Origin of the sequence: Caballeronia sp. INML2 (assembly GCF_023631365.1) — a bacterium.
GTDB lineage: Bacteria > Pseudomonadota > Gammaproteobacteria > Burkholderiales > Burkholderiaceae > Caballeronia > Caballeronia turbans.
The window spans coordinates 178,164-203,329 of record NZ_JALQDH010000047.1; the positions used below are offsets into that span (position 1 = coordinate 178,164).

The following is a 25,166-nucleotide window of genomic DNA, read 5'->3' on the forward strand; positions in this document are numbered from 1 at the left end:
GCGCACTGACACGCGCCGCGCTTTCTTCTCTTCAGGCAAAAAGGCGCGCCAAAGACGCCGGCCTTCCCACGCCCATCTGGAGCGAGACATGTCGAAGTCGATCAGCACGGCGGCGCACAGCCCGAGCCCCGCCGCGGAAACGCACGCCCTGTCGGACGATGCGCTCTTTCGCAAAATTGCGTGGCGCATCATTCCGTTCCTGTTCCTGTGCTACGTCGTGTCGTTTCTGGACCGCATCAATATCGGCTTCGCGCAGTTGCAGATGAAGCAAGATCTCGGATTCTCAGATGCGATGTACGGCCTCGGGGCCGCCGTGTTCTATGTCGGCTATGTGCTCTTCGAGGTGCCGAGCAATCTGCTGCTCGCGAGGTTCGGCGCGCGCCGCACGTTCACGCGGATCATGCTGCTGTGGGGCGCGGCGTCGGTCGGCATGATGTTCGTTTCGACGCCCGGGCATTTCTATCTGCTGCGCTTTCTCCTCGGCGTGTTCGAGGCGGGCTTCTTTCCGGGCATCGTGCTCTATCTGACGTACTGGTTTCCGGCGAAACGGCGCGCCGGCGTGATGTCGGTGTTCTTCGCGGGCGTCGCGGTGGCGGGCGTGTTCGGCGGACTGGTATCCGGCTGGATCATGCGCGACATGGCAGGCGTCATGGGCCTGCACGGCTGGCAATGGATGTTTGCGATCGAAGGCGCGCCGGCGGTGCTGCTCGGCCTCATCGCGTTGCGGCTGCTGGTGGACACTCCGCGCGATGCGCGCTGGCTCACGTCCGCCGAACGGGAGCGCCTGGCCGCGCTGTGCCCGGAAACGAACGCCCGCACCGATGCGCACGACCGCCGCGGTCTGCTCGACGCGCTGCGCAACCCGCGCCTCTATCTCTTTGCGTTCATCTACTTTTCGCTGACCTGCGCATCGCTGACGCTGAGTTTCTGGATGCCGCTGATGATCCGCGATTTCGGCATCACCGATGTCATGTCCGTGAGCCTCTACACCGTCGTGCCGAACGCGATCGGCGCAGTGGGGCTGATTTTGATTGCGCGCCATTCGGATCGCGTTGCGGAACGACGCAAGCACTTTGCGTGCTGCACGATCGGCGGCGGCATCGCACTCGCGGCGCTCACGCTGCATTTCCCGAGCTTTTTGCTGATGCTCGCGATTCTCTCGCTAGCCGCGACATTGATCTTCGCGGCGTTGCCGATCTTCTGGGCCGTGCCCGCGAGCCATCTGCCGGGCAGGAGCGCGGCGGCAGGCATCGCGGTCATCAGCAGTATCGGCATCACGAGCGGCATCGTGAGTCCGTGGGTGATCGGCCAGATCCGCACCGCGACAGGCAGCATGGATCTCGCCGTGCAGCTCCTTTCGCTATTGCTCTTCGCAAGCGGCGCCGCCCTGATGGTGGGGCTGCGCCGCGATCCTTCCGCGAAAGAAAGCGATCACTGAGGCACGGCGGCGGCCATCGCCTTGAAGTTTTCGGGCGTGGCGAAAGCGAGATATTCGGCCTGCATTTCGGGCGTGAGAAATTCGAGCATCGTCGAGTTTTCGATCCAGAACTCGATCACGTGGAAAAAGTTGTCGCCGCGCGTGCAGCGCACCGCGCGCCAGCCTTCACGCTCGCCGATCGCGATGACGTCCTCGGCGCTCAGCTTCGTCGCGATCGCCATGTGGAACGCGCTGTACTGCGGGCGCTTCAACGTATCGGCGCCGTAGCTGACGTTTTCCTCATGGCCGCCGCCCGGCGTGATCACCTTGTCGCTCGGATAGATCTCGATGATGCTGCCGCGATCGTCGCCCGCGACCGCCATCCAGGCATCGGGAAAAGGCGAGAAGGGCGCGGCGAAGCCGTCCCACAGTTCGGCAAGCACATGCGCGACGTGCTTCGGATCGTTGGCGGGAATGGATGCATGGAAGATCATCGCGATGGACTCCGATGGAGGTGACGAGGACTGCGCGGCGATACTTTCATGTCGCGCGCCGGGATGTCAATTCGCAGTGCTACGGTGAGCCGGGATTCTTCCAGAGTCTATTGATATGAGTGTTTTCAAACGCGTCAGGACTCAGCGCTTATCCGACAAACGCTGATAGAAAAGCAGGTCGAGTTCCGGCGCCTTGCCGGTCAACGCGGTCAAGAGCGCGTGCGCCTGTCCGCGATGGTGCGTCTGATGATTGAACCAGTGCGCGAGCGCGGGCATGAGCGGCTGCGTCATCAGCTCGGGCGTCGATACGCGTTTATAGCTGATAGTGCCGGCCAGCGTTTGCGGCGTGAGACCGGTCACGTATTCGACGATGCGCGCGTCTTCTTCGCGGCGCGCCGCTTCGAGCGCCGGGAAGGTATCGAAGAGAATCGCATCCAGCCGTTCCGGCGCCGCGCCTTCGCCCGTGAAGCGATGCATCCACACGCGGTCCGTCACGAGCAGGTGATTGAGCGTGCCATGCACGGACTTGAAAAACGCGCCACGGTCTGCGCGATAGTCGGCGTCCGACAGGGCGCGCGCCGCTTCGTAGACGCGGGCATTGGCCCACGCGTTGTAGCGCGCGAACATGTCGAAATGTGCTTTGAGCGGGTCTTGCATGGCGAGGACCTCCGTCGTCGCAGTGACGTTCGTGTTTTCGCACGATATTAAGTCACTACCACAGACAGCGGTTCACTACGCCGACGCAAACGCTGCGATATCCGCCGTCAGCCGCGCCGCATCGCTCAGAAAAATGCCATGCGGCGCGCCTTCGTAGACGACGAGCCGCGCGTTCGGAATCAGGCGCGCCGTGCGTTGCGAAGTCAGTTCGAGCGGATTCGACACATCGCGGTCGCCCTGCACGATGAGCGTCGGCACGTCGATGTCGCGCAGCTCGTTGCGGAAATCGCCGCGACTCACCGTTTCGTTGCACGCGAAAAGCGCGTGATGCGACGTGCGCAACGCCATCTCGCGGATCCAGTCGATCATCGCCTGCGACGCGCCCGGCCCGGCGAACGGCCGCGCGTTGTCGGCGAGCCACCGCGGATAGTCGCTCGCCAGGTCCTGCCGAAAGGCGTCGACGCAGGCGCAATCGATGCCATCCGGGTTGTCCGGCGTCTTCATCAGCATCGGCAAGGTCGATGCGATCAACGCAAGCCGCGCGACGCGCGCGCTGCCGTGACGCGTCAGATAGCGCACCGCTTCCGCGCCGCCCATCGAATACCCGACGAGCGTGACGCGCGAAAGATCGAGCGCGTCGATGACGGCGGCGAGATCGTCCGCGAGCGTGTCGTAGTCGTAGCCGCCACCCGGATCGCTCGAACGACCGTGGCCGCGCCTGTCGTAGGCGATGCAGCGAAAGCCCTGGCGCACGAGCGGCAGCATCTGATACGCCCACATGTCGCCCGGCAGCGAATAGCTGGGGACGAACACGATGGTCCCGCCGTTGCCGGGCGCGCCTTCGGGCCGCCAGTCGCGATAGAAGAGCTCGACACCGCTCTCGGTCGCGATGTAGCCGGGGCGGGCGGTTTCGCCGTGGACTCGATGTTTTGCGGGCATCTTCATCTCCTTGTCGATGATCAGTGTGATTGCATCGTCGCAGGAGGCAATGAGCCGGGCAATTACGTCCAAGGTAATAGGCCGCGTGCAAAAAAACGCCGCCTCGAGAGGCGGCGAGAGCGCGTCCGCTTGTGGGCTCGATGATCGAGAGCGGACGCTTGAGGAGACAGGGCGACTGGACTCAGTATGGCAAAGCCGGGCGTCGGGCACAATCGCCGGCGCGAATTACTGCGTTTCACGATGGATAACGCCGAATCGTTCGATATGCGAATGAATCCATCGAACCATTGCATTTTTCGGATTTTGCTTGTGTATATGCGAGATCTCAAGCGGTGCGGTTCATATAAACTCGGCAGGCATCTTTCAAACATTTATTGCTGCACCCGTTCATGTACTTCGATTCATCCGCATGGCTGCATGATTCGCACGCAGATGCCGTCCCACCCGATGCGAAGCGCGCGTTATCCATCGCGCTCGATATTCGTCGCTCGGGCGATTGATCCGCACTGGAGCGCTTCTGTGTCGGAGCCTTGCAGCGGTTTGCGCAAGACTTCGAACTTCGCTGGCAACTGAGCCATTGCCTCTGGATACGTCATGACGCCGTGTCGGCGGAAGCCGTCATGCGCGAGGCGGCGCTGCATCATCCCGGCGATGGCCGCGTGACCGGCGCAAAATTGCGATGTATCTCAATGAACAGGCGCGTTACGAAGAGGCCGAAGCATGTATCGCCTGGCGCTTTCGCAGACGCCGCAAGCGAACTGGCTCGCTGTCGATCTCGCCGACCTCGAACGCAGGCACGGCGACTGGCGCGCTGGATGGGTGCGCTTCGAACGCCGCCTGTCCGAACACGGCGAGAACGGTGTCGTCGCGCGCATGGAGCGCATTGCGCCGCGCTGGCGCGGACAGCCGCTCGACGGCAAGCGTGTCGTGGTCTATAGCGAACTCGGCCTCGGCGATGACATCCAGTTCGTGCGCTATTTTCCGCGGTTCGCGGAAGGCGTGCGGAGAAACGGCGGTGAAGCGCTATTGGCGGTGCGCTCGGCGCTGCATCCGCTCATCCGGCGGTTCGCGCCGGATTGCGTCGCCCTCGAAGCGCACGATTTCGAGCGGATCGATTACACCGTGGGCTTGATGAGCATGCCGCTCGGCATCGGCTTGTTGCCGGATCAGGTCGATGGCCGCGCCTATCTCGACGCGGCACCGGAACGCATCGACATGTGGCGTCGGATGCTCGCGTCAGACGGCACGAATGCGCTGCGTGTCGGCCTCGTGTCGGCAGGCAGTCCGACGCATCGGCGCGATGTCCAGCGCAGCATTCCCGTGGATGCCCTCGCGCCACTGTGGCGCTTGCCGGATGTCGCGTTCTATCCGGTTGCTCCGGGCCGCGAAGGCGATATCGCGGCGATGCGCTCGGCCGGCGCGCACATCCTTGCGCTTCCCGACTATCAAGAGCATTTTCACGATTCGGCCGCGTTCGTCAGCGCACTGGGCGATGATCGACCGGGTATCGCATTGGTGTTGGGGCAATCAGGAGACGCAGCCATGGTACGGCCCGGTGCGGCTCATTCGCCAGCGCGTGCCGGGCGACTGGGCACCCGTGGTCGAGCGCGTCGCGGCGGCGCTGTCGGCGCGGCTCATCGGACGAGCCGCGCCGGAAGATCAGCAGGCGTCCGCGCTCGTCAGCCTCGGATAGCCGGGCTGGCTGGAATCGATCGTCGTCACGCACGCGCCGTTGCCGATATCGAGCGTGCTGTCGACATCGCGCTTCGATCCGTCCTTCATCTGCACGCTGTAGCGGTAGACCTTCGCGGTCTGTTCGGGAGTCTTCTGGAACAGGCTCGTCAGATCGAAGCTCAGTCCCGCGCCGCCGCCCACGCCATTCCAGCCATTCCCGCCGATGCCGCCGGCGCCCACGCCGAGCGTTGGCCCGGAAGACGCCCCCGCGTCCGTCGACACGGTCGTCAGATATTGCTTGCCGACGATGCGTCCCGTCGCGAGCGTGCTGTCCGCCGGCAGCGGCGCCGATGCGCCCGGTCCGGTCGCGCACGCCGCGAGCGTGGCGAATGCGACGGCCGCGAAGCACGTACGCGCCACGCGTTGAATTCCTTTTCGATCCAGTTTCATTCCAGCCTCTTGCGTGCGCCTGCACGCGTTTGATGGGCCCTCGAAGCGAGCGCGCGAGTCTCACGGGGAAACGCACACTCACGCCGGCGTGGTCGAAACGTCGCGCAAAAAAACGCCGCCCGGCAGAGGGCGGCGCTCATCGGCGGTTCGCTTCGGGGCCAGCAGGCCGGTGCGCGTCGCGAGGGACGCGAATGCGCGGCCGGAATGTTGAACGAATGCCCGCCGCGATTGAACCAGACTCCTCTGATTCATCGCGCGGCGAATTGCCTTGCGTGTTCAGTCCTTCAACAGATACGCGACGATCGCGTCGCATACGCGGCCGAACATTTGCGTGCCGGTGACGGTCGTGCAGCCGCGCGCGCGGGCGGCTTCGATGAAAGGCGTGAGCGGCGGCTTCGTCACCACGTCGCCGACGAAGGCCGTCGGAGGCAGGCGCGAGACGTCGATCGGCAGCGGATCGCCGGGACGCATGCCCGCCGGCGACGCGTTCACGATGAGGTCGTAGCTTTCGGCGGGCGCATCGTCGGCGACGCTCACTGCGCCCCGGCCCAGTGCGGCGAGACGCGAGGCGAGGGCGCCGGTGCGCCCGGCATCGAAATCGCGGATCGCGAGCGACGCCACGCCTGCATCCACGAGCGCATGGCCGATCGCCGAGCCCGCACCGCCCGCGCCGATCAGCAGCGCGCGCTTTTCCTTCGGCTCGCAACCCGCGTCTCTCAACGCGGCGACCATGCCGATGCCGTCCGATGCGCCGCCGTGCCAGGTGCCGTCGGCGTCGCGCTTGAGCATGTTGACCGCGCCGAGAAATGCGCCTTCGTCGGTCAGCGACTTGCAATATGCCGTCGCGCTGAACTTGTGCGGCACGGTGATGATGACGCCGTCGCAGTTCTGCAAGCGCGCGATGCCCGCGAAGAACGCGTCGAGATCGTCCGGCGCGACATGTGCCGGAATCACGATCGCGTCGCGCTCTGCCGCGCGCAGCGCCGCTGTCACGCCGGAAGGCGAGCGCACCTGCGCGATGGGATCGCCGACGATGAAATAGACGCGCGTCGCGCCGCTCAAGCCCGCATCGAGCGATGCGGAAAAAGAAGTGTCCTGCGCCATGCTTCGATTGCCTCCTGAATCGTTGATCAGTCTGTTCCTGAATCCTAATTGAAAATGGAATAGCATTCAACAAGTTCATCGAGTTCTCAAGGCAACTAACGGTCGAAGAACAGCGCCACCACCGGACTGGACAGGGCGGAGCATTGCGAAAAAGCGCTTCGCAGCAGCAGAAGCGGTACGTGAGCGCTAGCCAGATACGCGACGACGCCGCTCGTTCAGCCGCGTCTCATAGCACGTTCGGCTCATGCCCGCCCGAATTTACGCCAGCCGCCGCGAGCGCCTCGTGCAGCGTGTCGAACACGTTCGATGCGCCGAGCACCCGCGTCAGACCGTGCCGGTCCATGTCGTTGCGCAGGAAGCGGTTCACGCGCCCGAAGATCACCGCGACGCCGCGTGCGCGCAGCGTTTCGATCAGCTCGCCGATCGTGCGGGCCGCTGAATAGTCGAGATCGGTGATCGCGCCGGCGTCGACGACGAGATGACGCAATCCGTCGGATGCCGTATCGACGAGCTTCGTCACTTCCGACGCGAAGAAATGATCGTTCGCGTAAAACAGATCCGCGCCGAAGCGGTAGACGATCAGATGCGGCGCAGTCATCGCGCCGGGCTTCGTCGGCATGAACTGCCAGGGTTTTCCGGGCGCGACGGGCGTGAGCACCATCGTGTGCGGATGATAGCTGTGGCGCACGTGCCGCATGAGCGAGAGCGCGACCGCTAGCAGGATGCCGTGCTCGACGCCCGCCAGCACCACCGCGCCGGCCGTGACGAGCGCGAGCGCGAATTCACCGGGGCTTTCGGCGCGGATGTCCTTCAGGCTCTGCACGTTGATGAGGCCGATCGCAATCGTGAACACGATGCCCGCCAGCACGCTGTGCGGCAGATAGCGCAGATAGCCGCTCAGAAATAGCAGAACGACAGCGACGACCGCCGCGAAGACGAGTTGTCCGAGCTGACTCCGGGTGCCTGCGCGGTCGGCCATTGCCGTCTGCGTCGGACTGCCGTTCACGACGAACGTCCCGCTCAACGCCGCCGCCGCGTTCGCCGCGGCAAGGCCGAGGATGTCGCTGTTGGTGTCGACGTCCTCGTGATACTGCTGCGCGAACACGCGCGCCGCGGCCGCGCTCTGCGCGATGATCATCACGAAGCATGACGCCGCGACGGGCACGAGATCGAGAGATTGCTGCCAGGTGACATCGGGCATGCGGATCGCGGGCAAACCGCCTTCGATGGGACCGAGCACCGAAATCCCGCGCGCGGCGAAGTCGAAAGCCTTGCTCGCGGCGATGCTGCCGATCACCGCGACGAGCGGCATCGGCAGGCGCGGCGCGAAGCGTTTGCAGCCCAGAATCGCGACGATCACGACGAGCGCGAGCACGAGCGTCGGCCCATGCGCGTGCGTGACATGCCCGATCACGTAGACGAGTTGCGCCAGGCTGCGCGAGGACGGATACGGCACCGTCATGCCGAAGAGGTCGCCGAGCATGGCGATCGAAACCTGCACCCCCACGCCCGCGAGAAAGCCCGTCAGCACGGTGCGCGACAAAAAATCGGCGAGAAAGCCGAGCTTGAACAGGCGCGCGAGCAGCAAGAGCGCGGCGGTCTGCAGTGCGACCATGCCCGCGAGCGCGACGTATTCCGGGCTGCCCATCGCGGCCATCGACGAAAGCCGGCTCGCGAAGATCGTTGCCGTCGCGGAGTCGGCGGCGACCACGAGATGCCGCGACGCGCCGAAGAGCGCGAACGCGAGGAGCGGCAGGAACGCAGTGTAGAGGCCCGTCACCGCGGGCATGCCGGCGATGCGCGCATAGCCGAGCACCTGCGGGATGTCCATCGACGCGAGCGAGATGCCGGCGAGCGCGTCGCGTAACGCGGCGGCGCGGTTGATCGGCAGGATGCCTTTGAGCAGCTTCGCAGTCGTCGCGGGTGGTCGGGTCGTGTCTTGCATGCGTGGCACCTGTCGTGAAGAAGCGAATCGTGCCCCAAGGACGATGCGGTGCCAAGAGCCGCTTTGCCTACCGGTAGAACGCCACGGTTTGACGCAATCCGTCGATGAGCGGCGTTTTTGCAAGGCCTGGAAGCATTCGATCGAGCACGGGATCGTCGGGAAAGGATGTCGCGATCGGCAAGGGCGCGCCCGCCGCGTCGATGCGCGCGTCCGGCGCGATCTGCTTCAGCGTCGCGATCACGCTCTGCATCGGCGTGATGTCGCCCGCCAGCGTGAACGCGTGCGCCCCGTCGAACGGATGCGTGAGCGCGCGCTCGTAGGCGGCGGCGACGTCATCGGCGTAGACGAGGCCCGTCGCGCCGGTGAAGGGAATCGTGTACGGCTCGCCGCGCGCGGCCGCGCGGCAGGCGAGGCTCGGACCGGCGCTCGATCCCGTCTCGCGCCCCGCGCCGTACACGACGAGCGGCCGAAAGCCGATGCTCGCAATGCCATGATCGTGCCAGTACGCGCGCGCCGAGCCTTCGCATGCGAGCTTGAACGCGCCGTAATGTGTCATGGGAAAGGGCGTCGCGCCGTCGTCGGGGCCGAAGACACCCGCGCTGCTCGCATACAGCACCGAGCGCACGCCGCACGCGATAGCCGCGTCGAACACGTTGAGCGTACCGATCAGATTGATGCGCGCGCCGCGCACCGGATCGCCGGCGCAGGCAGGCGTGAGCACGCCTGCGAGATGGACGACGGCGTCGCAGCCCTCGAGCGCCGTCGCGACATCGCGCGCGTTCCCGATATCGCCGACCCGCCATTGCACTTCATCGGCGCGTTCGGGCGCGAGCGCGCGCAGGAGCCGCGCGTCCTCGCGCACGTCGAAGGCGCGCACGTCCACGCGCACGTCCATATCGCGGGCGAGCAGCCGCCGCGTCACCCACGCCGCCAGAAAGCCGCTTGCGCCTGTCACCAGCACTCGCATACCGTCCTCCGTTCGCCTCAAAAAAAGAGCTTGGCTTCAATGCATTTTCTGGAATAGTATTCCAATATCAAAGCGAGTTCTACTGAAAACATGCGTTTCGAATCGTCGGAAGGACGGCGATTCCTGGCGCGAGGGAGCGGACGAATGGTGGAGACACTGGACAATCTGGGACATGACGAAACATTCGATGTCGTCGTAATCGGCGCAGGCGGCGCGGGCATGTCGGCGGCCCTCGTCGCGGCCATCGACGGTGCGCGCGTGCTCCTTGTGGAGAGTACGGAATACGTCGGCGGTACGACGGCCTTCTCGGCCGGAACGACGTGGATTCCCGCGTCGATGCATGCCGCGAGCGTCAATCGTGACGATACATCCGTGAACGCCGAAGGCTTTCTGGATCGCGCGGTCGGCGGGCGCAGCAGCGTCGCGATGCGCCGTGCGTTTCTCGATGCCGGCCCGAAAGCGGTCGCGCATATCGAAGCGAACTCCGCTGTGAAATATCGCGCGCGCCCGTTCCATCCCGATTATTTGTCCGAGCTCGAAGGCTCGACGCTGCGCGGGCGGGCGCTCGAACCGCTGCCCTTCGACGGCCGCAAGCTCGGCCGCGCGTTTTCGCTGATCCGTCCGCCGATTCCCGAATTCACCGTGCTCGGCGGCATGATGGTCGACCGCGACGACGTCGGGCATCTGCTCAACATGACGAAGTCGTTCGCGTCGTTCCGACATGCGGCGAAGCTGCTCGCGCGTCACGCGCGCGATCGCCTGAGCGCGCCGCGCGGCACGCGGCTCGTGATGGGCAACGCGCTGATCGGAAGATTGTTGTATTCGTTGCTCGAGCGTGGCGTCACGGTGCTGACGAGCACGAAGGTCGATGCGTTGCACAGCGGGCCGAACGGCATCGAAGCCGTAACGCTGAGCCGCGTCAACGACCGGCGTCGCGTCAATGTGAAAGGCGGCGTGATTCTCGCGAGCGGCGGCTTCAACCGGCATCCGGCGCGTCGCGGCGAGATGCTGCCGGGCGCCGATCCGGCGTGGTGCCCCGGCGCGCCCGGCCACACCGGCAGCGCGCAGGATCTCGCGCTCGCCGCGGGCGCGCGCTTCGGCAAGGGCGCGCTGTCGCACGCCTTCTGGGCGCCGGTTTCCGTGCGCAAGCGCGCCGACGGCACGACCGCCGTGTTCCCGCACTTCATGATGGATCGCGGCAAGCCGGGCATGATCACCGTCGACAAAACGGGCAGGCGCTTCCTGAACGAGAACACGTCGTATCACCTGTTCGGCATGGCGATGCAAAAAGCGAACGAGACCACGCCTTCGGTGCCCGCGTATCTCGTGACGGACACGGAAGGACTGCGCAAGTACGGGCTCGGCATGGTGCGTCCGGGCGGCAAGGGGCTCGCGCCGTTTCTCGCCGATGGCTATCTCGTCGAAGGCAGGACGCTCGACGAACTGGCAATGAAGCTCGACATCGACCGCGCTGGCCTCGCCGATAGCGTCGCGCGCATCAATCGCTATGCGCAGAGCGGCGTGGATGCCGATTTTCAGCGCGGCACGACCGATTACCAGAACGCCAATGGCGACGCCAACTGGACCGGCCCGAACAAGTGCCTCGGCCCGATCAGCGAGGCGCCGTTCTATGCGGTGCGGCTCTATCCCGGCGATATCGGCGCGGCGACCGGCCTCGTCACCGACACGCACGCGCGCGTGCTCGATCGCGACGATCGACCGATCGGCGGCCTCTACGCGTGCGGCAACGACATGCAATCGGTGATGGGCGGCGTCTATCCCGGCCCCGGCATCACGCTCGGTCCGGGGCTCACGTTCGGCTTTCTGGCGGCACGGCATGCGACCGTGCGCGCGCAGCAGCCGGCCAGCGCCGCGTTGACGAACGCCCGCGACGAAGCGCTTACGCTGCCCGTCGAACTCCAATCGTCCGTCCACGCCAAATGAAGCTCGAACCGATTCTCGAATGCGACGTCCTCGTGCTGGGTTCCGGCGCGGGCGGCTTGTCGACGGCCGTCACCGCGGCGACGCAGGGTCTGTCCGTGCTCGTCTGCGAGAAGGAAGACGTGTTCGGCGGCACGACCGCGTGGTCGGGCGGCTGGATGTGGATTCCGCGCAATCCGCTCGCGACGCGCGCGGGCATCGTCGAAGATGACAGCGTGCCGCGCACGTATCTGAAGAGCGAGCTGGGCGCGCATTTCGACGCCGCGAAGGCCGACGCGCTCATCGAGCACGGGCCGCGCATGGTCGAATTCTTCGAACGCAATACGTCGATGCGCTTCATCGACGGCAACCGCATTCCCGACTTTCATACGACGCGAGGCGCGGCCACGGGCGGGCGCTCGGTCTGCGCGATGCCGTTCGACGGCCGCGAGCTCGGTCCGCTCATCGACAAGCTGCGTCCGCCGCTCGCGGAAATGACGATCAAGGGCATGGCGATCGCATCGGGCCAGGATCTCGCGCACTTCCTGAACGCGACGCGCAGCGCGAAGTCGGCATGGCACGTGACGAAGCGCTTCGCTGGATTCGCGTGGCACATGCTGCGTTACCGGCGTTCGATGCATCTCGTGAACGGCAATGCGCTCGTCGCGCGTTTGTTGAAGTCGGCGGCGGATCGCGGTGTCGATCTGCGCACCGGCGCGCGCGCGGTGTCGCTCATGCGTGAGGAGCATCGCGTGACGGGTGCGCGCGTCGAGATCGAAGGCGTGATGCACGAAGTGCGCGCGCGGCGCGGCGTCGTGCTTGCTTGCGGCGGTTATCCGCACGACGCGAAGCGTCAGGCAGAAACTTTTCCGTACACGCCGCACTGGTCTGCGGCGCCGAAGAGCAATACCGGCGATGGCATTCGTATCGGCGAAGCGGCCGGCGCCCATTTCGATGCGTCGCTCGAAGCGCCCGCCGCGTGGGCGCCCGTGTCGCTCGTGCGCAAGAGTAAGGGCGAGACGGCCGCGTTTGCGCATCTGATCGAGCGCGCGAAGCCGGGCGTGATCGCGGTGACGCGCGCGGGCAGGCGCTTCACCAACGAGGCGTCGTCGTACTACGACTTCGTCTGCGCGCTCTTCGGCACGACGCCGCCGGGCGAGGAAGCGTGCGCGTGGCTCGTCTGCGATCACCGGTTTCAGCGCAGATACGGCCTCGGATTCGCGAAGCCTTTTCCGTTTCCGCTCGGCCCGTACGAACGCTCGGGCTATCTGAGGTCCGCGCCGACGCTCGATGCGCTGGCGCGGCAATGCGGCATCGATGCGCGCGGTCTCGCCGATACCGTCGCCACGTACAACGGCTACGCGAAAGACGGCTTCGATCCGCAGTTCCACAAAGGCTCGACGCCATATAACCGCGTGCAGGGCGATGCATCGCACACGCCGAATCCGTGTCTCGCGCCGATCGTCGAGGGCCCGTTCCACGCGGTGAAGATCGTGCCGGGGAGCCTCGGCACTTTCGCGGGGCTGTCGACGGATGCGCGCTCGCGCGTCCTCGACGAAAAGCACGCGCCGATTCGCGGCCTCTACGCCGTCGGCAACGACGCCGCGAGCATGATGGGCGGGCACTATCCCGCCGGCGGCATCACGCTCGGGCCGGCGATGACCTTCGGCTATCTTGCGGGCCTCGAACTCGCCGAACCGGCACACGAAGACATCCCGAATCTCACCAACTTCAAACAGGCAAGGACGCTGCAATGACTCTGTACGACACAGTCACGTTGACGGTTAAGATCGGCGCGAACGCGCAGGTCTTCGAGAACATCAAAAACAGCGGCAACGCGCCCGGCTCGACGCTGCTCGGCTGCTGGTATTCGGACATCGGGGCGCTGGGCAAGGTCATGGTCCTGCGCGGCTTCGAGTCGGAAGCGGCGTTGATCGGGTCGCGACAGCGCCTGCTGCTCGAAGGCAATCCGTTCGGCTGCGGCGAATTCATCACCGATGTCGAGGTGAACAGCTACGCGCTCTTTCCGTTTCTGCCGCCGATCGAGCCGGCCGTGCACGGCGGCATCTACGAGATGCGCGTGTACGGCACGAAGCTCGCGAGCCTGCAACATACGATCGATGCCTGGAAGAGCGCCGTGCCGGAGCGCACCACGCGCTCGCCGCTCATCGGCGCGATGTACGCGCTCGACGGCGCCGTGCCGCGCTTTCTCAACATCTGGCCGTACAAGAGTGTCGACGAGCGTTCGCGCATTCGCGCCGAAGCCGTGAAGGACGGCATCTGGCCGCCGAAGGGCGGGCCGGCCCATCTGACGACGATGGAGTCGACCATCTACATGCCCGCGCCGTTCTCGCCGTTGCGCTAACCGGAGACATCGATGTCACGACGCAAGCTGTCCCTGTCCGCGCTGACGGTCCTCGAATTGACGCCGCCGCAGATGGTCGAGTGCGCGGCGCGTGCGGGCTACGATTTCGTCGGCCTGCGGCTCGTGCCCGCGACCGATACCGAGGTGCGCCACGAGATCGTCGGCGCGACGCCCTTGAGGCGCGAAACGCTCGCGGCTTTGAAGGACACCGGAATCGGCGTGCTCGATGCTGAAATCCTGCGCCTCAAGCCCGACACCAACGTCGCCGATTACGAGCCGATGCTCGAAACCGCGGCGACACTGGGAGCGCGCTACGTGCTCGTCGCGGGCAACGATCCCGACGAGGCGCGCACCGCCGAGCGGCTCGCGTCGCTCTGCGATCTCGCGAAGCCGTACGGCTTGTCGCCGTCGCTCGAACCGATGCCGTGGACCGACGCGAAGGACATCGTGCAAGGTGCGCGCATCGTGAAGGCGGCCGGGCGCGCGAACACGGGCCTGATCGTCGATCCGATTCATTTCGACCGCGCGGGATCGTCGACGCACGCGCTGCGCGAACTGCCGCGCGAATGGTTCGGCTACGTGCAGTTCTGCGATGCCCCCGCCGAGCGTCCGGCCGACCTCGACACGCTGCTATATCAGGCGCGTGCCGAGCGCATGATTCCGGGCGAGGGCGGAATCGATCTCGCGGGCATCCTGCGCGCATTGCCGGATGGCTTGCCGCTGTCGATCGAAGTGCCGATGAACGAATGGGCGAAGACCGCAAACGCGCTCACTCGCGCGAGGCGCCTGCGCGAGGCGACGCTCGCGGTGCTGGAGGCGGCCTACGCCGAACATTGACCCGCGCCGGTTGAATTCCGACGTGGAATCGTGTTCTACTCATGCCGCATCGGAACTTCGAGAGACTGAAAGATGGCAGGAAATCTGGAGCGGGCGTTGTCCATCATCGAGCTGCTGGCGAAAAACGGCGGGCGGATGCAGCTCGCCGCCATCGCCGATACGCTCAACATTCCGCGCAGCGGCACGCACCGGCTGCTCGCGATGCTGATCGACGAAGGCTATGTCCGGCAGGACGAGGATCACGGCGAGTACATGCTCGCGCTGAAGCTCGTATCGCTTGCGCTCATCTATCTCTCGACGGGCGGCGTGCTCGATGTGTCGCAACCGGTGCTCGACCGGCTCGCGGCGCAATCGGGCGAGCTGGCACGGCTGGGCGTGGTCGAAGACGATCACATCACGTTCGTCGGCAAGGCGCAGGGCGCGAAATCCGGCCTGCGCTACGACCCCGACATGGGCAGCCAGCCGCCCTTGCATTGCACGGCGAGCGGACAGGCGTGGCTGTCGTCGCTCACGGACGAGGAAGCGCTCGAGCTCGTGTCGAAGCAGGGCGGCCTGGGCAAGCCGGGCTCGGGCGGTCCGAAGGCGCCGAAGACGATCCAGCAATTTCTCGCTGAATTGCAGGCGGCGCGCAAACGCGGCTATGGGATCGCGAGCGAGACCTACGAGGCCGGCATGACGTCGATGGCCGCGCCGATCCATCATCCGGTGACGGGTGTTGTCGTGGGCGTCGTGAGTCTCGCCGGCCCGACCAGCCGGTTGCCCGACGCGCGTCTGAAGGAACTTGCGCCCGCGCTGCTCGAAGCGGCATCGGACATGGGCGCTGCGACGTTGAGCTCGCCATATTTCAAGCGGCCGGTGGTGAGGACGGAGGAAGCGGCGGGGGCGGTCGCGAAGGCGGCGGGAAAAGCGAAGAAAACGAAGGCTGTTTAAAGACGCGCCGGACGTCCCGATCCTGCACTATCCTGCACAGATCAAGCCCTCGCGAGGCCGATCATGAACGCAGCATCCGTCGGCACATCCCTGCGCGAAATCGATGATTTGCCGTCGCCGCGCGGCCTGCCGCTATTGGGCAACCTGCATCAATTGCCGCCCGCCACGCACCATCTGACGCTGGAGCGCTGGGCCGCCGAACTCGGCACGCCCTACGTGTTCCGCCTGGGCACGACGCCCGTCACCGTGTGGAACGACATCGAGCTTTCCCACGCCGTGATGCGCGAGCGGCCGCATCGTTACCGCCGCTATGCGCCCATCGAAAATATCCTGAAAGAGTTCGGCTGCAACGGGCTCTTCTCGATCGAGGGCGCGGCCTGGGAGCCGCAGCGCCGCCTCGTGATGCAGGCGCTGTCGATTCCCCACATCAAGGCGTTCTACCCCACGCTCGCCGCGATCACCGAGCGGCTGCGGCGGCGCTGGGAAGCCGCGGCGCGGGCGGGGCGCGTGGTCGACATGACCGATGATCTTAAGCGCTTCACCGTCGATGTGACGAGCGCGCTCGCGTTCGGCGAAGATCCGAATACGCTGGAAAACGAGCGAGTGCTGATCCAGGAGCAACTGGCGCTGCTATTGCCGATGCTGATGACGCGCGTGAACGCCCCCTTCGCCTACTGGCACTACGTGAAGTTTCCGCGCGACCGCAAGTTCGATGAAGCAATGATCGACGTGCATCGTCATATCCGCGAGTTGATGTCGAGGGCACGCGCCCGGATGCGCGAGGAGGCGGCGGTCGAAGCGTGCGAGACGCCGCTCGAAGAGACAGCCCGTGCGCCGCGCAATCTGCTCGAAGCGATGCTCACCCTGCGCGATGCGCCCGGCTCCGGCATCACCGACGACGAAGTCGCCGCCAACGTGCTGACGATGCTCGTCGCGGGCGAGGAAACGACCGCGACGTCGATCGCGTGGGCGCTCTTCTTTCTCGGCACCGACGACGCGTTGCAGGCGCGCGTCGCCGCACAGGCGCGGCAGGTGCTCGGCGGCTCGGCCGTGTGTCCGAGCTATGGCGCGATGCGCGAACTCGACCTGTGCGAAGCGGTGTGCACGGAAGCAAGCCGCCTGCATCCGGTTGCGCCGTATATGTCGCTCGAGCCCCTCGAGGAAGTGCGGCTTCAGGGCGTGCGCCTCGCCGCCGGAACGAAGATGTTCATGCTTCACCGGCCCGCGATGATGGACCCGGACAATTACGCCGATCCCGAACGCTACGACCCCGACCGATGGCTGCATGATCATCGGCATGAAGACGCGGCGTCGGAGCGCGGTGCGCACGAACCGCGCGCCTACCTGCAATTCGGCGCGGGGCCGCGCGTGTGCCCGGGGCGGCATCTGGCGGCGGTAGAGATGCGCCTCGTCGTGTCCATGCTCACGGCGAACTTCACCGCGCAACTCGCCACGAATCCCGCCGATATCCGGGAAGTCTGCACATTTACCGTGGTCCCGAGCGAAATGCCGATGCGTCTCACTTTGCGTTAGCGGCGCTAGCCGGCGCCCACTGCATCGGGGGCGGCGGAGGATGCCGGCACGCCGCCGCCCGTCGCCATCCACAGCACCTCGGCGTCTTCCTCGCTCGTCGAAATGGCCGCGTGGCCGGTGCGACTGTCGAAATAGATGCTGTCGCCGGCATTCAGATGTGTCGGCGCGTAGAGTTCGGAGTAGAGGCACACGCTGCCGCTTATGACGTAGAGAAACTCTTCGCCTTCGTGACGGCCCCAGTCGTCGAACGCATCGAGCGTGTGTGCGGAGATGCGGATGCGGAACGGCAGCATCGCCTTGTGCGCGAGCTCGGTTGCGAGCAATTCCATTTGATAGCCTCGATACGCGTGGCGCTGACCTTCGTTGCGGCGCGTGAGCGCTCGCCGGCCGCTTGCATTCAGCGCCGGCGCCGTGCCGAACAGTTCGGCGAGATCGATCTGCAGGCCGCGCACGATTTTCTGCAGCACGTCGAAAGTGGGCGACATCAACCCGTTTTCGATCTTCGACAGCGCCGAGCGCGACACGCCACACAGCCGGCTCGCGGTTTCGAGCGTCAGATCATGCGCGAGCCGCGCGCGCCTTACCCGGTGTCCCAGATCGGAAGCGGACTGTTCGGGCGAATTTTTTAGACTGAGACTGGGCATAAGGAGGAGCTGTTTTGTTTCCGATCATAACATCGGGCAAGCGCGGACCGCGTAACCTCGCGACGTTGCGAAACAAGCCGAATCTACCGTCGCAAAAGGGGCTGCGCATGAGGGACAACCCCAATATTGTCCGTTGTTGTGAGCGGCGACGGCAGCGCGTATAGTTGCCGGACTTACGAAAGTTTCTTATCAGAAACTTCCGCCAGAAGAACGGACCCGCGTCAAAAGGACATCACCGTGAACACACAATCGATTCTTTCCGACCTCGGCATCGCGAGCCTCGTGACCGATGGCGACATCGCCGTCACTTCACCGATCACGGGCGGAGTCATCGGCCGGGTGAAGCAGAACACCACCGCCGACGTGGACGCCGCCCTCGGCGCCGCGCGCACCGCGTTCGCCGCATGGCGCAATGTGCCCGCACCGCGACGCGGCGAACTCGTGCGTTTGCTCGGAAATCGCCTGCGCGAGAAAAAGGAGGCGCTCGGCCGCCTCGTGTCGCTCGAAGCGGGCAAGATTCTCCAGGAAGGCCTCGGCGAAGTGCAGGAGATGATCGACATCTGCGATTTCGCCGTCGGTCTCTCGCGCCAGTTGTACGGGCTGACGATCGCGTCGGAGCGCCCCGGCCATCGCATGGCGGAGACGTGGCACCCGTTCGGCGTGTGCACGATCATCTCGGCGTTCAACTTTCCGGTCGCGGTGTGGTCGTGGAACGCCGCGCTCGCGCTCGTGTGCGGCAATTCGGTCGTGTGGAAGCCGTCGGAGAAAACGCCGCTCACCGCGCTCGCCGTCGATCGCATTCTGCGCGACGCCATCGAAGAATTCGGCTCCGCGCCAGAGGGCCTTGCGTCGGTGATCATCGGCGGACGCGATGTCGGCGCGGCGCTCGTCGCGGACAAGCGCGCCGATATCGTCAGCGCCACGGGCAGCACCGAAATGGGCCGCAAGGTCGGCGTCGCGGTGGCGGAGCGCTTCGGCCGCTCGATTCTCGAACTGGGCGGCAACAACGCGGGCATCGTCTCGCAGACCGCCAATCGCGATCTCGCGCTGCGCGGCATCCTGTTCTCTGCGGTCGGCACGGCGGGGCAGCGCTGCACGTCGCTGCGGCGTCTCTTCGTGCATGAAAGCATCTACGACGACACCGTCGCGCGCCTGAAGGATCTCTACGCGAAGGTGCCCGTCGGCAATCCGCTCGAGCAGGGCGTGCTCATGGGACCGCTCATCGACGTACAGGCATTTGCGCGCATGCAGGACGCGCTCGAGCAGGCGAAGGGCGAGGGCGGCAAGGTGTTCGGGGGCGAGCGCGTCGCCGTGACGGGCCACGAAAACGGCTACTACGTGCGCCCGGCGCTCGTCGAAATGCCTTCGCAAACCGACGTCGTGCTGAAGGAAACCTTCGCGCCGATCCTCTACGTGATGCGCTATGCCGACTTCGATGAAGCCATCGCCGCGAACAACGCCGCCGCGCACGGCCTGTCGTCGTGTGCGTTCACGACGGACCTGCGCGAAGCCGAGCGCTTCCTGTGCGCATCGGGCAGCGACTGCGGCATCGCCAACGTGAACATCGGGCCGAGCGGCGCGGAGATCGGCGGCGCATTCGGCGGCGAGAAGGAAACCGGCGGCGGCCGCGAATCGGGCTCGGATGCGTGGAAGGCCTACATGCGCCGCGCGACCAACACGATCAACTACTCGTCGGAATTGCCGCTCGCGCAGGGCATCGACTTCAATCTGAGCTGAGGGCGATGTGAGTTCGAGCGTTGTCATCGTAGGCGGCGGTGTGATCGGCAGCTCGGTCGCGTATTTCCTGCGCGCATCGGACCCGACGGTGCAGGTCACGGTGATCGAACGTGATCCGACTTACGCGCGCTCGTCGTCGGCGCTCTCGGCGGCGTCGATCCGGCAGCAGTTCTCGACGCCGCTCTCCGTGCGCATGTCGCTCTTCGGCATCGAGTTCCTGCGCTCGATCGGCGAGCGGCTCGAAGTGAACGGCGAGCGTCCGTCCATCGATCTGCACGAAGGCGGCTATCTCTTCCTCGCGACGGCGCCGGGCGAAGCGACGCTGCGCGAGAATCACGCGCTGCAACGCGAACTGGGCGCGGACATCAGCCTCCTGGATTCCGCGCAGCTGCGCGCGCGCTTTGCCTGGCTCAATACGGACGACCTCGCCGCGGGCACGTTCGGCGAAAGCGGCGAAGGCTGGTTCGACGGCTACGGTCTCGTGCAGGCGCTGCGGCGCAAGGCGCAATCGCTCGGCGCGCGTTATGTGACGACGGAAGTCGTCGGCATCGGGCGTGAAGGACGGCGCGCGACGACCGTGCGTGCGGCCAACGGCGAAACCTATGCGTGCGATGTCGTCGTGAACGCGGCGGGCGCGTGGTCGCGCGGGATCGCGGCCATGCTCGGCATCGACATTCCGGTGTATGCACGCCGGCGCAGCATTTTCAACGTGTCGTCGCCGGCGAAGCTCGAACGCGCGCCTTTGCTGATCGATCCGACCGGCGTCTATTTCCGTCCGGAAGGGCGCACGTATATCTGCGGCACGTCGCCCTCGGCGGACAACGATCCTGACGACCTGCCGCTCGACGAAGTCGATCACGCGCTCTTCGACGACGTAATCTGGCCGACGCTCGCGCATCGCGTGCCGGCGTTCGAGGCGCTGCGTGTGGAACGCTGCTGGTCCGGCTATTACGAATACAACGTGCTCGACCAGAACGCGATCATCGGCAGTCATCCGGATCTGGAGAACTGCATTTTCGCGAACGGATTCAGCGGACACGGCCTGCAGCAAGGCCCGGCGACGGGACGCGGCGTGAGCGAGCTGATTTTGCGCGGACGCTACGAGACGATCGATTTATCGCCGCTCGACTGGACGCGCGTACTCGAAGGGCGGCCGATCATCGAAAAGAATGTCGTTTAACTGATAGAGGACTGGAAATAGCCGTTTTCCATAACCGATCAATTAAGTGCCCGGTCATTTGCACCGGGCATTTTTTTAGCTACGGAAATAGACAAGCGGATTGAAAACGGGCAGGTATGCGTTTCGAACGGGCATTCTTATCATCATCGTCATGCTGGCCTGCGAAGTCCATCAACGTAATCCACTAGGGCCAGCCGCTTTCGAGAAGCGCATTCTGGAAGCATCGAAACGTTTTTTCCGCGCTTTATATAAAGGAGATAAAACATGGAAGCGAATACGAGCGCGCATTTCTATGCCTGGATCGACGACGGCGAACTGCCGGCGGACACGAGCGTTCCGGTGTCGCATCGTTCCAGCCAGGTATCGGCAGAACCCGAATATGTCGCCGAAATTTGCGGACGCTTCGGGAAGACCGAAGAGGAGAAAAATTCCTGCGTGATTCGCGGGTACAACTGACGTCTTTAATGCAGAGTGTTGCGCGCGTGATACGGCGTGTCACGAAGGAGTTCAAAGCGCGTATGAACGCGCTTCCGCGCGATTCATGACGTGACTTCATGAAACGCAATATGCCGGTCGCAAAGACCGGCACTGCGGATTTTGTGTGCGTTGACAAACGGAATTGTTTTCAATCGACGTTGTGTAAATCGAGACCCGCCGCGCGCGGGTTTTTTCATGCACGGCGCGCTTTGCAGGATGCCTTGCGCTCGGCAGCGCGCGCCCGTCGGTGGCACAATCGCCCGCACCGCAGGCATATCAGGAGCAGAGGTGGCGAACCTCGATCTCGACAATCCGTTTCTCGAAGCGCTCGGCGCGACCTTCACCGAATGGCGCGCAGGCTACGCCGAATTCACGATGCTGATCCACGCGGGGCATCTGAACCGGCAGCGCATCCTGCAGGGCGGCGCGATCGCCACGCTGCTCGATGCGGCATGCGGCTACGCGGGCCTCTTCACGACCGGCACCGCGCCCGTGCACGGCTTCACGCTCTCGCTCACCGTGAACTATCTCGATCGCGGCATCGGCGACAAGGTCGTGGCGAAAGGTTTCCTCGAGCGACAGGGACGCTCCGTGTATTTTGCGCGCGGCGAGGCGTGGGTCGACGATCGCGTGATGATCGCGAGCGCCCAAGGCACCTTCAAATACGCGCGCTGATCCCGGCGCGTCCGACGATGGCCACCCGGAATCTCCTCAGACGGCTCGACCTCACGACACTTCAACTCTTTCTCGCGGTGTTCGAGGAAGGCACGCTCACGCGCGCAGCCGAGCGCGAGGCGATCGCGGTGTCGGCGGCGAGCAAGCGGCTCCTCGAACTGGAGCAGGCGGTCGGCGCCGCGCTTTTCGAGCGCAAGGCGCGCGGCATGGAACTGACGCCCGCGGGCGAAACGCTTCTTCATCACGCGCGACGGGTGTTGCGCGATGTCGAAAACATCGGCATCGAACTCGCCGAGCATGCGAGCGGCGTGCGCGGCTATGTGCGGATGATGGCGAACCTGTCCGCGATCGTCGAATTCCTGCCGGAAGACTTGCGCGCGTTTTCATCCATGCACGACCAGATCAAGATCGATCTCGAAGAGCGGCCGAGCGGCGGCATCGTGGAAGGCGTCGCGGACAGTCTCGTCGATCTCGGTATCTGTTCCGGCGATGCCGACACGCGCGGACTCGAAAGCGCCCATTACCGTCATGATCGGCTGGCGATCGTCGTGCCCGGCGATCATCCGCTCGCGCCGCGTGCGAGCGCGGCGTTTGCGGAAACGCTCGATTTCGATCACATCGGCCTGCATTCGGCGAGCTCCATCAACATGCGCACGCATCTCGCGGCGCGGCAGGCGGGCCGCGCGCTGCGGTTGCGCATCCACGTGCCCGGCTTCGACGCCGTGTGCCGCATGGTGCAGGCCGGCATGGGCGTGGGCGTCCTGCCGTTGCAGGTGTTCGAAGCGATGGGCCGCCAGCTCGGGCTCGCGGCTGTCGCGCTCGAAGACGAATGGGCCGCGCGCAGTCTCGTGATCGTCGTGCGCGATTCGGCTGCGCTTTCGCCCGTGAGCCGCCTGCTCTTCGATCATCTGCGGACCGTCGAAGCGCGCGGCTAGCGCTCGGCTTCGCCCGAGCGTTCGCGTTTCGCGAACGGTCCTTGCCGAAATGCGGTTGGACGCACGCGAGCGTTCGCCAATAAGCTTGTCTCCACAGTACAACTCAGGAGACGAGCAGCATGAGCGGACCCCTTCAGGGCATTCGCGTCATCGAAATCGGCACGCTGATCGCGGCGCCCTTCGCGGCGCGCATGCTGGCCGAGTTCGGCGCGGAAGTCATCAAGATCGAAGCGCCGAAGAGCGGCGATCCCCTTCGCAAATGGCGAAAACTTCACGAGGGCACGTCGCTCTGGTGGTATCTGCAATCGCGCAACAAGAAATCGGTGTGCGTGAATCTGAAATCGCCCGAGGGCGCGGACGTCATCAAGCGGCTGGCTGCGGATGCGGACATCGTCATCGAAAACATGCGGCCCGGCGCGCTCGAAAAGCTCGGCCTCGGATGGGACGTGCTGCACGCGATCAATCCGAAGCTCACGATGGTCCGCATCTCCGGCTACGGCCAGACGGGCCCGTATCGCGACCGGCCGGGCTTCGGCGCGATCGGCGAGGCGATGGGCGGCATCCGCTACACGACGGGCGACGCCGAAGGCCTGCCTGCGCGCGTCGGTGTGAGCCTCGGCGATTCGCTGGCGTCGCTGCACGGCGTCATCGGCGCGCTGATGTCGTTGCTGCGCGTGAAGACCGGTCAGGGCGACGGACAAGTGGTCGATGTCTCGCTCGTCGAAAGCGTGTTCAACCTGATGGAAAGCCTCGTGCCCGAATACGATCTGCTCGGCCATGTGCGCGAGCGCAGCGGCGGGGCACTGCCGGGCATTGCGCCGTCGAACACGTATCGCACGGAGGATGGCGGCTTCGTCGTGATCGCGGGCAACAGCGATCCGATCTACCGGCGTCTGATGCACGTCATCGGCCGCGCCGATCTCGCCGACGATCCCGCGCTCGCTCACAACGACGGCCGTGTGAAGCAGAGCGCGATGCTCGACGAAGCGATCACCGCCTGGACCTCGCATCACTCGATGGACGACGTGCTCGCGACGCTCGAACGCGAGGAGGTGCCCTCGGGCCGCATCTATTCGGTCGCGGACATCGTCGGTGACGCGCATTACCAGGCGCGCGACATGATCCTGCAGGCGGATTTGCCGGGCGGCGCATCGGTGAAGATGCCGGGCATCGTACCGAAGCTCTCCGACACGCCGGGCGAAGTGCGCTGGCAAGGTCCGGCGCTAGGCGAGCATACGCAATCGGTAATGGAATCGCTCGGCTTCAACGACGCTGAAGTGCAGCGGCTGCGCGCCGAAGGAGCGGTGCAATGAATCATGCATACAAAGAACCGCTGATCGTCCAGGAAGTCGCGCCGCGCGACGGCTTGCAGATCGAGAAGCAATGGCTCGAGACGGAAGACAAGGTCGCATTGATCGATGGTCTCTCGGCGTGCGGCTTCACGCGTATCGAGGCGGGCTCGTTCGTGTCACCCAAGGCGATTCCCGCGCTGCGCGACGGCGACGCGGTATTCAACGGGATCCGGCGCGAAAAGGGCGTGATCTATGTCGCGCTCGTGCCGAACGTGAAGGGCGCGGAACGTGCGCTCGCCGCTCACGCCGATGAACTCAATCTCGTGATGTCCGCGAGTCAGACGCATAACCGCGCGAACATGCGCATGAGTTGCGAGGCGTCGCTGGCCGGCTTCGGCGATGTCGTGCGGCTCGTCCAGCGTGCGGGTTCCACGGTTTCGCTGAACGCCACGGTGGCTACTGCGTTCGGCTGCCCGTTCGAAGGGCGCATCGACGAGGACCGCGTCGTGTCGATCGCGCGGGCTTATCGGGAGATGGGCATCGACGGCATCACGCTCGCCGATACGACCGGCATGGCCAATCCGCGCCAGGTCGCGCGGCTCGTTGCGCGCGTGCTCGACGACATGCCCGCCACGCACCTGACGCTGCACTTTCACAACACGCGCGGGCTCGGCCTCGCCAATGTCCTCGCCGCCTATGAAGCAGGCGCGCGCCGCTTCGACGCCGCGCTCGGCGGCCTCGGCGGGTGTCCCTTCGCACCGGGCGCGTCGGGAAACATCTGCACCGAAGACCTCGTGAACATGTGCGAGGAGATGGGCATTCCGACGGGCGTCGATCTGCAGAAGCTGATCGCGCTGTCGCGCACGCTGCCCGCGCTCGTCGGACATGACGTGCCGGGACAAGTCGCGAAGGCGGGACGAAATTGCGATCTGCATCCGGTGCCCGATTACGTGCGGGCCATCTGAATCACAAGACCAGAACAATATTGGAGACA

General features: G+C 65.2%; 24 protein-coding genes. 15 read left to right on the forward strand and 9 right to left on the reverse strand.

Annotated features, from left to right (window positions below; genetic code table 11):
- The first annotated feature begins 88 nt into the window (after nucleotides 1–88).
- Nucleotides 89–1,438: an MFS transporter gene (locus NCT32_RS16845; RefSeq protein WP_250490447.1), complete on the forward strand. Its 1,350-nt coding sequence runs from the start codon at nucleotides 89–91 to the stop codon at nucleotides 1,436–1,438.
- Here the strand turns inward: NCT32_RS16845 and NCT32_RS16850 are convergent.
- From NCT32_RS16850 to NCT32_RS16865, 4 genes are all read right to left on the reverse strand, one after another.
- Nucleotides 1,432–1,911 (reverse strand): hypothetical protein, encoded by a 480-nt coding sequence (locus tag NCT32_RS16850; RefSeq protein ID WP_250490448.1) that lies wholly within the window; start codon nucleotides 1,909–1,911, stop codon nucleotides 1,432–1,434. The two genes, NCT32_RS16845 and NCT32_RS16850, sit on opposite strands and share 7 nt — an antisense overlap.
- A gap of 141 nt (nucleotides 1,912–2,052) precedes the next feature.
- Nucleotides 2,053–2,568 carry a DinB family protein gene (locus NCT32_RS16855; RefSeq protein WP_061115893.1) on the reverse strand — a complete coding sequence of 172 codons (516 nt, stop codon included), beginning with the start codon at nucleotides 2,566–2,568 and terminating at the stop codon, nucleotides 2,053–2,055.
- A 75-nt stretch (nucleotides 2,569–2,643) separates the two neighbouring features.
- Nucleotides 2,644–3,507: an alpha/beta fold hydrolase gene (locus NCT32_RS16860; RefSeq protein WP_061116100.1), complete on the reverse strand. Its 864-nt coding sequence runs from the start codon at nucleotides 3,505–3,507 to the stop codon at nucleotides 2,644–2,646.
- A gap of 1,236 nt (nucleotides 3,508–4,743) precedes the next feature.
- Nucleotides 4,744–4,968, reverse strand: coding sequence for a hypothetical protein (locus NCT32_RS16865; protein ID WP_250477409.1), 225 nt, complete (start codon nucleotides 4,966–4,968; stop codon nucleotides 4,744–4,746).
- Nucleotides 4,969–4,999: 31 nt separating this feature from the next.
- On the opposite strand from NCT32_RS16865, the gene NCT32_RS16870 reads away from it, so the two are divergent.
- Entirely contained in the window at nucleotides 5,000–5,200 is a 201-nt protein-coding gene (locus NCT32_RS16870) for a hypothetical protein (RefSeq protein WP_250477410.1), read from the forward strand.
- On the opposite strand, the gene NCT32_RS16875 is transcribed toward NCT32_RS16870, so the two are convergent.
- The 4 genes from NCT32_RS16875 to NCT32_RS16890 form a co-directional block, all read right to left on the reverse strand.
- Complete coding sequence (locus NCT32_RS16875) at nucleotides 5,167–5,631, reverse strand: hypothetical protein (RefSeq protein ID WP_061115892.1); 465 nt, start codon at nucleotides 5,629–5,631, stop codon at nucleotides 5,167–5,169. The genes NCT32_RS16870 and NCT32_RS16875 overlap by 34 nt on opposite strands.
- A gap of 276 nt (nucleotides 5,632–5,907) precedes the next feature.
- On the reverse strand, nucleotides 5,908–6,735 hold the full coding sequence (locus NCT32_RS16880) for a shikimate dehydrogenase (protein ID WP_061115891.1): 828 nt from the start codon (nucleotides 6,733–6,735) through the stop codon (nucleotides 5,908–5,910).
- 226 nt (nucleotides 6,736–6,961) lie between these two features.
- Nucleotides 6,962–8,680, reverse strand: a complete 1,719-nt coding sequence (locus tag NCT32_RS16885; RefSeq protein ID WP_061115890.1) for a SulP family inorganic anion transporter — start codon at nucleotides 8,678–8,680, stop codon at nucleotides 6,962–6,964.
- A gap of 67 nt (nucleotides 8,681–8,747) precedes the next feature.
- Complete coding sequence (locus tag NCT32_RS16890) at nucleotides 8,748–9,647, reverse strand: NAD(P)-dependent oxidoreductase (protein ID WP_061115889.1); 900 nt, start codon at nucleotides 9,645–9,647, stop codon at nucleotides 8,748–8,750.
- 144 nt (nucleotides 9,648–9,791) lie between these two features.
- Here NCT32_RS16890 and NCT32_RS16895 point away from each other — a divergent pair, with 144 nt between their 5' ends.
- From NCT32_RS16895 to NCT32_RS16920, 6 genes are all read left to right on the forward strand, one after another.
- Complete coding sequence (locus NCT32_RS16895) at nucleotides 9,792–11,591, forward strand: FAD-dependent oxidoreductase (RefSeq protein WP_061115888.1); 1,800 nt, start codon at nucleotides 9,792–9,794, stop codon at nucleotides 11,589–11,591.
- Entirely contained in the window at nucleotides 11,588–13,324 is a 1,737-nt protein-coding gene (locus NCT32_RS16900; protein ID WP_061115887.1) for an FAD-dependent oxidoreductase, read from the forward strand. Before NCT32_RS16895 ends, NCT32_RS16900 begins: the two co-directional genes overlap by 4 nt.
- A complete protein-coding gene (locus NCT32_RS16905; protein ID WP_061115886.1) occupies nucleotides 13,321–13,932 on the forward strand; it encodes an NIPSNAP family protein in 612 nt (203 codons plus the stop codon). The genes NCT32_RS16900 and NCT32_RS16905 overlap by 4 nt, the downstream gene beginning before the upstream one ends.
- Before the next feature lie 12 nt (nucleotides 13,933–13,944).
- Complete coding sequence (locus NCT32_RS16910; RefSeq protein ID WP_061115885.1) at nucleotides 13,945–14,769, forward strand: sugar phosphate isomerase/epimerase; 825 nt, start codon at nucleotides 13,945–13,947, stop codon at nucleotides 14,767–14,769.
- A 72-nt stretch (nucleotides 14,770–14,841) separates the two neighbouring features.
- Nucleotides 14,842–15,699: an IclR family transcriptional regulator gene (locus tag NCT32_RS16915; RefSeq protein ID WP_061115884.1), complete on the forward strand. Its 858-nt coding sequence runs from the start codon at nucleotides 14,842–14,844 to the stop codon at nucleotides 15,697–15,699.
- Nucleotides 15,700–15,762: 63 nt separating this feature from the next.
- Nucleotides 15,763–17,232, forward strand: a complete 1,470-nt coding sequence (locus NCT32_RS16920; protein WP_061115883.1) for a cytochrome P450 — start codon at nucleotides 15,763–15,765, stop codon at nucleotides 17,230–17,232.
- Nucleotides 17,233–17,237: 5 nt separating this feature from the next.
- Here NCT32_RS16920 and NCT32_RS16925 read toward each other — a convergent pair whose 3' ends face one another.
- Nucleotides 17,238–17,876 (reverse strand): helix-turn-helix domain-containing protein, encoded by a 639-nt coding sequence (locus NCT32_RS16925; RefSeq protein WP_061115882.1) that lies wholly within the window; start codon nucleotides 17,874–17,876, stop codon nucleotides 17,238–17,240.
- A gap of 237 nt (nucleotides 17,877–18,113) precedes the next feature.
- Between NCT32_RS16925 and NCT32_RS16930 the strand changes: the two genes are divergently transcribed.
- The 7 genes from NCT32_RS16930 (at nucleotide 18,114) to NCT32_RS16960 (ending at nucleotide 25,137) form a co-directional block, all read left to right on the forward strand.
- Nucleotides 18,114–19,613 (forward strand): aldehyde dehydrogenase family protein, encoded by a 1,500-nt coding sequence (locus tag NCT32_RS16930; RefSeq protein WP_061115881.1) that lies wholly within the window; start codon nucleotides 18,114–18,116, stop codon nucleotides 19,611–19,613.
- 7 nt (nucleotides 19,614–19,620) lie between these two features.
- Nucleotides 19,621–20,793: an FAD-binding oxidoreductase gene (locus NCT32_RS16935; RefSeq protein WP_061115880.1), complete on the forward strand. Its 1,173-nt coding sequence runs from the start codon at nucleotides 19,621–19,623 to the stop codon at nucleotides 20,791–20,793.
- Between the two features lie 264 nt (nucleotides 20,794–21,057).
- Nucleotides 21,058–21,249 (forward strand): hypothetical protein, encoded by a 192-nt coding sequence (locus NCT32_RS16940; RefSeq protein ID WP_250490449.1) that lies wholly within the window; start codon nucleotides 21,058–21,060, stop codon nucleotides 21,247–21,249.
- A gap of 309 nt (nucleotides 21,250–21,558) precedes the next feature.
- Nucleotides 21,559–21,945, forward strand: a complete 387-nt coding sequence (locus NCT32_RS16945; protein WP_061115878.1) for a PaaI family thioesterase — start codon at nucleotides 21,559–21,561, stop codon at nucleotides 21,943–21,945.
- A gap of 17 nt (nucleotides 21,946–21,962) precedes the next feature.
- Nucleotides 21,963–22,880: a LysR family transcriptional regulator gene (locus NCT32_RS16950; protein WP_061115877.1), complete on the forward strand. Its 918-nt coding sequence runs from the start codon at nucleotides 21,963–21,965 to the stop codon at nucleotides 22,878–22,880.
- Between the two features lie 119 nt (nucleotides 22,881–22,999).
- The gene (locus NCT32_RS16955; protein WP_061115876.1) at nucleotides 23,000–24,193 is read left to right on the forward strand and encodes a CaiB/BaiF CoA-transferase family protein; all 1,194 of its coding nucleotides are present in this window, start codon (nucleotides 23,000–23,002) and stop codon (nucleotides 24,191–24,193) included.
- Nucleotides 24,190–25,137, forward strand: coding sequence for a hydroxymethylglutaryl-CoA lyase (locus tag NCT32_RS16960; protein ID WP_061115875.1), 948 nt, complete (start codon nucleotides 24,190–24,192; stop codon nucleotides 25,135–25,137). The genes NCT32_RS16955 and NCT32_RS16960 overlap by 4 nt, the downstream gene beginning before the upstream one ends.
- The last annotated feature ends 29 nt before the right edge of the window (nucleotides 25,138–25,166 follow it).